Here is an 8,052-nt window from a genome sequence, read left to right as displayed (position 1 = left end):
CAGGTCGTGCTCGGCCCGCCGATGCTGGCGAAGGCCGGCGGGCCGAGCACGACCTGTGAGGTGATGCCGCGCGCCGTCAACTCCTCCTCGCTGAACTCCAGCGGGCCGCCACCGCCGGTGAGCAGCCCGCCCGAGGACCAGCCGAAGACGAGGTGACGGCCGCCGGGGCCGAGCAGATCCACGCCCGTGCGGCCGGGCTCGCCGCCGACGCCGTCGAACAGCACGGTCGCGGCCCGGCCGCCGAGGGCCGCCTGGACCTGGTCCGGCCAGCCCGGGTCCGTGTAGTCGACGGCGATATCGGCGCCCAGTTCGCGCACCCGCGCCACCTTCTCGGGGCCGCCCGCCAGCCCCACGACCGTGGCGCCCACATGCCCCGCGTACTGCACCAGGAGTTGACCGATCCCGCCCGCCGCCGAGGTGACGACCGCGACGTCGTCGGCGGTCAGCTCGGCGAACTGCAGGATCCCCATCGTGGTCCTGCCGGTGCCGATCATGGCGACGGCCTGCGCCTCGTCCAGGTTCGCGGGCACTTCGTACAGCTTCTTGGCGGCGACCACGGCCAGTTCGGCATAGCCGCCGGGCACCATCCCGAGGTGGGCGACCACACGCTTGCCGAGCCACGCCGGGTCGGTGCCCTCGCCCAGCGCCTCGACCGTGCCCGCGACCTCGCGGCCGGGGATGGTCGGCAGTTCGGGCGCGGTTTGGGTGGCGGGGGCCTGGCCCGCGCGCAGGGCGGTGTCGAGCAGATGGACCCCGGCCGCGGTGACCGCGATCCGGACCTCGCCCGGGCCCGGCACCGGATCGTCGGTCTTCTCGTAGATCAGGTTCTCGGCGGGGCCGAAGGCGTGCAGGCGGACGGCGTACATGGCGGTCTCCCTGGGCTGGTGGGGCTGTCGTACGGCCACCCTCCAACCTCAACCAAAGTTCAGGTCAAGGGGCGTTGAGCCAGGCCCGGACGTGACGGCGGTCACCGGGGCGCCCTCGAAGCGGCCCCCGACGCAGTGGCCGGGGCGTCCCCGACCCGCCCGCCGAGCGCGAGCGTGGCCGCGGTGAGCGCGCTGTTGAACGACACCTCGCAGAGCACCCCCGGCGCGGCCACCTGGTCGCCCGCCAGATACACCCCGTCGCCCCGGTGGATCGCCGGCCGGTCCCGCCAGGTGGTGCCGGGCGCGTCCACCGCCCCAGTACGCCCGGTCGCCAGGGCCACCCGGCGGAAGACCGTACGCTCGCGCCAGCCCGGAAAGCCCAGGTCCAGCAGGTGTTCGGCGCGGGCGAGGCCGTCGGCCCTGGTCTCGTCCGGGCCGATGGGCACCTGGCCCTGGAGCAGCTGCTCGCCGGGCGGGGCCAGTGAGGGGTCCTGGGCCGTGAAGCGTTCGAGCCAGCCGGGGGAGTCGAGGTCGGAGACGGCGAACGCGTCGCCGCGCCGGGTGCGTACGGCCAGATCGACCAGGACCGTACGGCCGCTGTCCCAGGTGAGCGAGGCGTCGCCGAGCAGCGCGCGGGCGGTGGACAGCGCGGTCGCGACGATCACCGGGCCCTGGTCGGTGGGCAGCGTGTCCACGCGGGAGCCGGTTTCGAGCCGTACGCCGAGCTTCCAGGCGTGGTCGGCCATCCGCTCGACGACCGCGCCCCAGCCGCCGCGTACGTAGCGGGCCTCCGGCGGCACCTTGGCGGAGCGCCGGAACCGCTCCTGGACGAAGGCGGCGGACAGCTCGCCGGGGGCGTGGTGGAAGGTGGCGACGCCGACGTAGTTGGCGGCCGCCCGTGCCCCGGCCGCGCCGACGACGCTCGTCGCCCAGGTGGTGAAGTCGGCGTCGACCGGCGCCCGTTTGGCCCGCCGCAGCCTGAGCATGGCGGCCGGCGGCACGCGGCGCAGCCGCCCGTCGCGGTGGAAGCGCAGCCGGGCGGCCTCCAGGGGCGAGAGGTGAGCAAGCGGGCCGAGCAGCCCGCGCTTCTTCAGCCACGCCCAGTGCGGCCCGCCCGCGTAGAAGGCGTGCGGGCCTTCGTTGACGCGGTACGGGTCGGGGGCGGTGCGGGCGCGGCCGCCGAGTGAGTGGTGGGCCTCGTGCAGGGTCACCACGGCTCCTGCCTCGGCGGCGGCGATGGCCGCGGTGAGGCCGGCCAGGCCGCCGCCGACGACGGTGATACGGCGCATGGGCAGTACTCCTTCCCGTACGGCGACCCGGGTCGGATCGCGTCTCACGGGTACGACGGCGCGGCGGGGCAAGGATGTGACATCGGGGCGCTGACAGGCCGTTGTCAGTGGCGTGGCTCACGATGGAGGGCGGGCCATGGCAGGGCACGACAGGTGAGCGACGGGACGGAGCAGGCATGGCGGGGCGCGGCAGGAGCGGGGCGGCGGGCGTGGTGCGGGCGGCGCGGCGGCCGGAGGTGGTGCTGCCCGAGCTGCGGCCTTACGAGGGCGGGGAGCTGGAGCCGGAGGGGGACTACGACGGACTGGACTTCGCCGACCTGGACTTCGCCGGGCAGCGGGCGGGCGGCGCGCGCTTCCTGGACTGCGGGATCCGCCGCTGTGGATTCGACGAGGCCCGGCTGTCCCGGGCCAGGTTTCTCGACTGTGTGCTGGAGGGCGTGCGGGGCGTGGGCGCCGATGTCTCGGAGGCGCGGCTGCGGGATGTGGAGCTGGTGGACGCCCGGCTGGGCGGGGTCCAGCTGCACGGGGCGGTGCTGGAGCGGGTGCTGGTCCGCGGCGGGAAGATCGACTATCTGAATCTGCGGACGGCGCGGCTGACGGACGTCGTCTTCGAGGGGTGTGTGCTGGCGGAGGCGGACTTCGGCGGGGCGGTGCTGGAGCGGGTGGAGTTCGTGGACTGTGCGCTGCGCGGGGCGGACTTCACCCAGGCGCGGTTGACGGACGTCGATCTGCGCGCGGTCACGGAGCTGGACATCGCGCGGGGTATGGAGCATCTGGCGGGCGCGGTGATCAGCCCGCCGCAGCTGCTCGACCTGGCTCCGGCGCTCGCGGCCCGGCTGGGCATCCGGGTGGAGGAGGCGGTCCGGACCCTTGGCTGATGGGGCACTGGGGTCAGACGCGGGGGTAGCGGGCCTGTAGCTCCCACACCGCCGGGTTGTCTGCCAGCCCTTCGTGCATATCGGTGAGGTCCGCGATCAGATCGTGCAGAAAGTCGCGGGCCTCCCGGCGCAGCGCGGCGTGGTTGAAGGTGAGCGGCGCATCCTCGGCCTCCGCCCAGTCGGCCGTGATGTCCACCCAGCCGAAGCGCCGTTCGAAGAGCAGCCGGTCGGTCGACTCGGTGAAGTCCAGCTCGGCGTGGACGGGGCGCGCGGAGCGGCTGCCGAGCGGGTCGCGGTCGAGGCGTTCCACGATGTCGCACAGCGCCCAGGCGAAGTCGAGCACGGGCACCCATCCCCAGGCTGTGGACAGTTCGCGGTCCGCTTCCGTATCGGCGAGGTAGACATCGCCGCAGAACAGGTCGTGGCGCAGGGTGTGCACATCCGCGGTGCGGTAGTCCGTCTGCGGGGGGTCGGGGAAGCGGCGGGAGAGGGAGTAGCCGAGGTCGATCACACGGTCGATGGTGTCACGGCGGTTGCGCCCGTCGGCCCGCGCGGTCCCGCCGGGCGGGACGGCACGGGCCGACGCGGATGCTGCGGCCCGATACGGGCCGGCGAGGGCCGACGCGGGTCCGCCCGGGACGCCCTCAGTGACCGCGGGCGATCCACTCCTCCACATGCGGGGCCTCGTCGCCGATGGTGGTCGGGTCACCGTGGCCGGTGCGTACGACGGTCTCCGTCGGCAGCGACAGCAGCCGCTCCCTGATGGACTCGATGATCGTCGGGAAGGACGAGTACGAGCGGCCGGTCGCTCCGGGGCCGCCCTGGAAGAGCGTGTCCCCGGAGAAGACCGTGGTCAGCGTGGGGGCGTGGAGGCAGACCGCGCCCGGGGAGTGGCCGGGGGTGTGCAGCACCCGCAGCTCGGTGCCGCCGACGGTGAGCACATCGCCGTCGGCCAGCGCCCCGTCCGGCTTGCGGTCGGGGTGCCGCATGCGCCACAGCACCTCGTCGTCCGGGTGCAGCAGGATCGGCGCGCCGGTGCGGTCGGCGACCTCCGGGGCCGCGTCGATGTGGTCGTCGTGGCCGTGGGTGCACAGGATGCCGAGCAGCCGCCGGCCCCCGACCGCCTCGATGATCGCGTCCGCGTCATGGGCGGCGTCGATGACGTACACCTCGTTGTCGTCGCCGACCAGCCAGACGTTGTTGTCCACCTCCCAGGTGCCGCCGTCCAGGGAGAAGGTGCCGGAGGTGACCAGCCGGTCGATGCGTACGGGCGGGGGAGTCATCAGAGCGTCACCACCGAGCGCAGCACCTCGCCGCGGTGCATCTTCGCGAACGCCTCCTCGACATCGTCAAGACCGATCGTCTCGCTGACAAACGCGTCGAGGTCGAGCCGCCCCTGCAGATACAGGTCGATCAGCATCGGGAAGTCGCGGGAGGGCAGGCAGTCCCCGTACCAGGAGGACTTGAGCGCGCCGCCGCGCCCGAAGACGTCCAGGAGCGGCAGCTCCAGCTTCATCTCCGGGGTGGGCACGCCGACCAGCACCACGGTGCCGGCCAGGTCGCGGGCGTAGAAGGCCTGGCGGTAGGTCTCGGGCCGGCCGACCGCGTCGATCACGACATCGGCGCCGTGGCCGCCGGTCAGCTCCTGGATGGCCTTGACGGTGTCGGCGGTCTTGCCGTTGACGGTGTGGGTGGCGCCCAGGGTGCGCGCCATCTCCAGCTTCCGGTCGTCCACGTCCACCGCGATGATCTTCGAGGCTCCGGCCAGCCGGGACCCGGCGATCGCCGCGCCGCCGACGCCGCCGCAGCCGATGACGGCGACCGAGTCGCCGCGCCCCACCGCGCCGGTGTTGATCGCCGCGCCGAGGCCGGCCATCACGCCGCAGCCCAGCAGGCCGGCCGCCGCGGGCGATGCGGCCGGGTCGACCTTGGTGCACTGCCCGGCCGCCACCAGGGTCTTCTCGGCGAACGCGCCGATGCCCAGGGCCGGGGACAGCTCGGTGCCGTCGGTGAGGGTCATCTTCTGGCGCGCGTTGTGGGTGTTGAAGCAGTACCAGGGGCGGCCGCGCAGACAGGCACGGCACTGGCCGCATACGGCCCGCCAATTGAGGATCACGAAGTCGCCGGGGGCCACCTCGGTGACGCCCTCCCCGACGGACTCCACGACACCGGCCGCCTCATGGCCGAGCAGGAAGGGGAACTCGTCGTTGATGCCGCCCTCCCGGTAGTGCAGGTCGGTGTGGCACACACCGCACGCCCGCACCTGCACCACCGCCTCGCCGGGCCCGGGGTCCGGCACCACGATCGTCTCGATCCTGACCTGCTCGCCTTTGCCCGGGGCGATGACACCGCGTACGTGTTGAGTCATGGCAGCAGCGTATGTGCCGATTAGTGGCGGGGACAGCAGGGGACAGCGGCGGTGGGGACGGGAACGGGCCGCACCGGGTTGCGGTGCGGCCCGTCGCGCCTACTTCGTGATCACTTCACGTTGATCGCGGTCCAGGCCGCCGCGACGGCCTTGTACTCGGTGCTGCTCGCCCCGTACAGGTCGGTCGCCGCGCTGAGCGTGGCGGTGCGGGCCTGCGCGTACTTGGAGGTGGAGGTCAGGTACGTGGTCAGGGCCTTGTACCAGATCTTGATGGCCTTGTCCCGGCCGATGCCGGTGACCGTGGAGCCGTCGTACGTCGGGCTGTTGTAGCTCACGCCGTTGATGGTCTTCGCACCGCTGCCCTCGGACAGCAGGTAGATGAAGTGGTTGGCGGGCCCGGAGGAGTAGTGGACGTCGACGTTGCCGAGCGTCGAGGACCAGTAGTCCCGGGACGCCCCGTCCTTGCTGGGCTTGTCCATGTAGCGCAGCGGGGTGCCGTCGCCGTTGATGTTGATCTTCTCGCCGATGAGGTAGTCACCGACGTCGGCGGAGTTGGCGGAGTAGAACTCCACGGCGGTGGCCATGATGTCGGAGGTGGCCTCGTTGAGGCCGCCGGACTCGCCGCTGTAGTTGAGCTTGGCGGTGGCCGCGGTCACACCGTGGCTCATCTCGTGGCCGGCCACGTCCATCGAGGTGAGCGCGTTGGCGTTGCCCGAGCCGTCGCCGTAGGTCATGCAGAAGCAGGAGTCCTGCCAGAAGGCGTTGACGTAGTTGTTGCCGTAGTGGACCCGGGAGTACGAGCCGACGCCGTCGTTCTTGATGCCGTTGCGGCCCAGCACCTCCTTGTAGAAGTCCCAGGTCTCGGCTGCGCCGTAGTGCGCGTCGACCCCGGCGGTCTGACGGCCGCCGGCCCATACGTCGTCGGCGTCGGTGAACAGGGTGCCGGTGCCCGACGTGCCCTGGTTCAGGTCATAGGTCTTGTGGTTGCCGCGCGTGCCGTCGGTGAGGCTGTAGGTGCTGCCGCTCTTGGTGGTGCCGAGCGTCACCGTGCCGCTGTACTTGCTGGTGCCGGTGCCGGTCTCGACGGCCTCGTCGGCGAACAGCTTCTTGCCCGTGGCCGCGTCGGTGATGACGTGCAGCTCGCTCGGGGTGCCGTCCTTCTGCATACCCGTGACGACGGTCTCCCAGGCCAGCACCGGCTTCCCGGACGCCGCCCAGATGACCTTCCGCGGCGACTTGCCGGCCTTGTCGTCGGTGGGCGCAGCCTTGAGGGCGGCGCTCTTGGCGTCGGCGGACGGCACCTCGGCGGAGGTGGTCGGCACGGAGATCGTGGCCGAGGTCGCCTTGGTCACGGTGCGCGCGCCGCTGGCCTTCTCGTGGACGACCAGGTCGCCGCCGAGGACCGGCAGCCCGGCGTACGTACGCTCGTAGCGGGTGTGAACGGTGCCGTCCGCGTCCTTGATGACGTCCCGCACCAGAAGCTTCTCCTGGGCCCCGAGGCCGAGGAACTCGGCCTGGGCGGAGGCGTCGGCCTGCGCGGCCTTGATCGCGGACGCGCGCTCCTGGGCGGAGAGCGGCAGCGCCATTGCGCCGGCTTCACGGCTGGACTCGGCCTGGGCGCTGGCCGGGCCGGTCTGTACGCCGATCACGACCATCGCGGCGGAGGCGACGAGGGCCGCGGCGCGGACAGACTTCTTACGGGTGGCGGAAGCGATGGATCTCACTCGGTCTCCTTGCCTTGGGGCCGCGGGGTCGCGGCCCTGTGTAGGGGGTGCGGGCGGCCATGGGTGGGCTGCCCGGTGGTGCGAGGAGTGGTGCGAGGAGTGATGCGTGTGTCGCGCTTGCTTCGGTGGTGCCGGCACCTGGCGCGCGGTCATCTGACGTCGATGACGTCATCTGGAGTCATCTGACGTGCATCTGACATGCGCGGTGACCGAGCAGAGATTGTCATTGAACGATCTGTTCGGACAGGTCTGAAACAAGAATTTGACTTGGCGTTGTCTCTTCAGGGGCGATTCAGGTCAGGTTTCCGCCACTCAACCGCGCCTGGAAGATGAGGGCTTGTCACCTTTCGCGCGGCCGTCCTCGGCCGCCGAATCGGCCCCGCCCTGGCTCGCCGCCCAGCTCGCGAGCACCGCAAGCTTCTCCGCGGCGGCCGAGCCCGGCACCGCTGTGTATGCGACCAGGAGCTGGTCCGGATCGCCAGGCAGCGTCAGCGTTTCGTATCCCAGCTCCAGATCGCCCACGACCGGATGGCGCATGCGCTTGACCCCGTGGGTCTTCTCCTTGACCGGGTGATCGGCCCATAGCCGGCGGAATGTCTCGTTCTTCATGGCCAGTTCACCGATCAGCGATGCCATCAGCGGGTCGTCCGGGTGCCGTCCCGCGTCCAGTCGCAGATAGGCCACCGTCTCCGCGGCCACCGTGGCCCAGTCGGGGTAGAACTCGCGGGCCGTCGGGTCCAAAAAGGTATGCCGGGCGGCGTTGCGCTCCCCCTCGGCCATCGCGGAGAAGCCCGACACCGCGTCCGCGAGGGCGTTCCACGCCAGGACGTCCATCCGCCGCCCGAGGACGAACGCGGGCGTGCCCGTCATGGTGTCCATCAGGGTGCGCACCCCCGTACGCGGCGCCCGCCCGCCGCCCTCCCGCGC

At 72.0% G+C, this 8,052-nt stretch carries 8 protein-coding genes; 1 reads left to right on the top strand and 7 read right to left on the bottom strand.

Translation table 11 applies throughout. The features are described 5' to 3' along the window. On the bottom strand, window positions 1-866 hold an 866-nt coding region (locus CCN51_RS48595; protein ID WP_086861072.1), incomplete at its 3' end, for a zinc-binding dehydrogenase. 101 nt (window positions 867-967) lie between these two features. Continuing rightward, complete coding sequence (locus CCN51_RS48590) at window positions 968-2,155, bottom strand: FAD-dependent oxidoreductase (RefSeq protein ID WP_014177565.1); 1,188 nt, start codon at window positions 2,153-2,155, stop codon at window positions 968-970. 176 nt (window positions 2,156-2,331) lie between these two features. Between CCN51_RS48590 and CCN51_RS48585 the strand changes: the two genes are divergently transcribed. Beyond that, complete coding sequence (locus CCN51_RS48585) at window positions 2,332-3,033, top strand: pentapeptide repeat-containing protein (protein ID WP_055413963.1); 702 nt, start codon at window positions 2,332-2,334, stop codon at window positions 3,031-3,033. Window positions 3,034-3,046: 13 nt separating this feature from the next. Here CCN51_RS48585 and CCN51_RS48580 read toward each other — a convergent pair whose 3' ends face one another. The 5 genes from CCN51_RS48580 to CCN51_RS48560 all read right to left on the bottom strand — a co-directional run. Next, complete coding sequence (locus CCN51_RS48580) at window positions 3,047-3,544, bottom strand: hypothetical protein (protein WP_043490656.1); 498 nt, start codon at window positions 3,542-3,544, stop codon at window positions 3,047-3,049. Window positions 3,545-3,677: 133 nt separating this feature from the next. Further along, window positions 3,678-4,316 carry an MBL fold metallo-hydrolase gene (locus CCN51_RS48575; RefSeq protein ID WP_014177562.1) on the bottom strand — a complete coding sequence of 213 codons (639 nt, stop codon included), beginning with the start codon at window positions 4,314-4,316 and terminating at the stop codon, window positions 3,678-3,680. Continuing rightward, window positions 4,316-5,401, bottom strand: coding sequence for an S-(hydroxymethyl)mycothiol dehydrogenase (locus CCN51_RS48570; RefSeq protein WP_014177561.1), 1,086 nt, complete (start codon window positions 5,399-5,401; stop codon window positions 4,316-4,318). The genes CCN51_RS48575 and CCN51_RS48570 overlap by 1 nt, the downstream gene beginning before the upstream one ends. A 110-nt stretch (window positions 5,402-5,511) precedes the next feature. After that, the gene (locus tag CCN51_RS48565) at window positions 5,512-7,125 is read right to left on the bottom strand and encodes a M4 family metallopeptidase (protein WP_014177560.1); all 1,614 of its coding nucleotides are present in this window, start codon (window positions 7,123-7,125) and stop codon (window positions 5,512-5,514) included. Window positions 7,126-7,437: 312 nt separating this feature from the next. Next, window positions 7,438-8,052: MmyB family transcriptional regulator (locus CCN51_RS48560; protein WP_086861070.1), on the bottom strand; the 615-nt coding region annotated here is incomplete at its 5' end.

This window comes from Streptomyces milbemycinicus (assembly GCF_002154605.1).
GTDB lineage: Bacteria > Actinomycetota > Actinomycetes > Streptomycetales > Streptomycetaceae > Streptomyces > Streptomyces milbemycinicus.
Note: the sequence above shows the minus strand (reverse complement) of the source record. Positions and strands in the feature narration are given on the sequence as shown.

Excerpts from the sequence above, each read along its gene's own strand:
- CCN51_RS48590 (WP_014177565.1), bottom strand. The coding sequence starts at position 2,155 with ATGCGCCGTATCACCGTCGTCGGCGGCGGCCTGGCCGGCCTCACCGCG.
- CCN51_RS48585 (WP_055413963.1), top strand. The coding sequence starts at position 2,332 with ATGGCGGGGCGCGGCAGGAGCGGGGCGGCGGGCGTGGTGCGGGCGGCG.
- CCN51_RS48575 (WP_014177562.1), bottom strand. The coding sequence starts at position 4,316 with ATGACTCCCCCGCCCGTACGCATCGACCGGCTGGTCACCTCCGGCACC.
- CCN51_RS48570 (WP_014177561.1), bottom strand. The coding sequence starts at position 5,401 with ATGACTCAACACGTACGCGGTGTCATCGCCCCGGGCAAAGGCGAGCAG.